General features: G+C 70.1%; 2 protein-coding genes. One reads left to right on the forward strand and one right to left on the reverse strand.

Annotated features, from left to right (window positions below; genetic code table 11):
• Nucleotides 1–972 (reverse strand): rhodanese-like domain-containing protein (locus tag ACFQEU_RS15440; RefSeq protein ID WP_379783601.1); only part of this gene is annotated, 972 nt, incomplete at its 3' end.
• Nucleotides 973–1,065: 93 nt separating this feature from the next.
• Between ACFQEU_RS15440 and ACFQEU_RS15445 the strand changes: the two genes are divergently transcribed.
• Nucleotides 1,066–1,749, forward strand: a 684-nt coding sequence (locus tag ACFQEU_RS15445; protein WP_379783603.1) for a nucleotide-binding protein, incomplete at its 3' end; no start/stop codon positions are given.

Raw genomic sequence — 1,749 nt, forward strand, 5'->3', positions numbered from 1 at the left:
GCCCTCGCGCGCGCCGGCCGTCTCGGGGTCGGTCGCTTCGGGATCGGCCGCGCCCACGTCGGCCGCCTCCTCAGTCCCGGTCTCACCCGTCGTTTCACCCTCTCCGCCAGCCGCGAACTGCAGCTCGGTGCGACCGACGCTGTCGGTAAAGAGCGTGTCGCCGGTTAGTACGGCGGACCGACCGACGAGGTAGCTCGCCATGTCGTCGGTGTGTCCGGGTGTCGCCAGCGCTTTCACGTCGACGCCGCCGACGTCGAGGGTCTCGTTGCGGTCGAGCGGCTCGAACGTGTACGCCACGTCGCGGTCGGCGGCCGCGGCCGGGAGGACGTAAGGAACGTCCAGCTCGTCCGCGAGCGCGCGTCCGCCGGAGATGTGATCGGCGTGGACGTGCGTGTCGAGGACGGCCGCGATCTCGGCGTCGTGTGCCGCAGCGGCCGCGCGCCACTCCTCGCCGTGTCGCGAGACATCGATCGCGACCGCGACGCGGGAGTCGTCGGGATCAGCGACCGCGACGCGGGAGTCGTCGGGAGTTTCCCGTCCGCCGACGACGAGGTAGCCGAGACATCCCTTCGCCCGGCGCTGTATCTGGACCACGTCGAGCGGGTCGTCGCCGGCGTCGGGGAGCGGAACGCGGACGCGGTCGTACACGGCCGACCAGCCGCGCATGCCGTCATCGATGGCGACGACCTCGTCGTAGCCGGCGGCTTCGAGCTCCGCGGCGAGATCGAGCGACGCCTTCCCCTTCGCACAGGTCGTAACGACCGTGTCAGACGCAGAGAGCCCGGTCTCACGCTCGAACGCGTCGAGGTCGAACTCGTGGAACGGTTTGTAGACGTAGTTGATCGAGTCGGCGATACGCCAGCTCTCGAAGTCGTCCGTCGGCCTGGTGTCGACGACCGTGAACGACCGCTCGCCGCGGCGCGCCGCGTCGACCATGTCACGGAACGCCGATGCGCTAACGACGGTAGGCATACCCGCAGCTCGGTGCGGACGGACAAAACGCTGTCCCGAGCTGGGTGGAGCCACGATAGACAGGCTTTACTCGGCTCCCGCGGACCGAGGGGCATGGTAGAGGCGTTCGCGGTCGCCAGCGGAAAAGGCGGCACCGGTAAGACGACGAGCACGCTGGCGCTCGGGATGGCGCTGGCCGACGAGTACGACGTCACTGTCGTCGACGCCGACACCGGGATGGCGAACCTGCTGTTCCACACCGGCCTCGACGACGCGACGGTAACCCTTCACGACCTCCTCGTCGAGGGGACGGCGACCGACGTCTCGGAGGCGACGTACGACCGCTTCGGGATGTCCGTCGTCCCTTGTGGCACGTCGCTGGCCGGGTTCGAGGCCGCCGACCCCGCACGGCTCCGCGCGGTCGTCGCCGAGCTCGCGGGCGACACGGACGTGCTGCTGTTGGACTCCCCCGCGGCGCTCGCCTCGAAGTCCGCGGTGTTGCCTGTCGTACTGGCCGACCGCGTCGTGATCGTCGTCGAGCCGACGATCCCCGCGCTCTCGGACGGGCTGAAGGTTCAGGAGTACGCCCGCTCGTACGGCACGGAGACCGCTGGCGTACTTCTCAACAAGGTCCGGGAGGAAGCCGCCGACGTGGCCGAGGGGGCCAGCAGACATTTCGGCGGCCCGGTGCTCGCGAACGTCCCTGACAGCGATGTCGTCCGTGCAGCCCGCCGGAACGGCGAACCGCTCCTCGCCCACGCCCCCGACAGCGAGCCCGCGGCACGGTACCGGGACGCC

The organism is Halorubrum tibetense (assembly GCF_042661865.1).
Taxonomy (GTDB): domain Archaea; phylum Halobacteriota; class Halobacteria; order Halobacteriales; family Haloferacaceae; genus Halorubrum; species Halorubrum tibetense.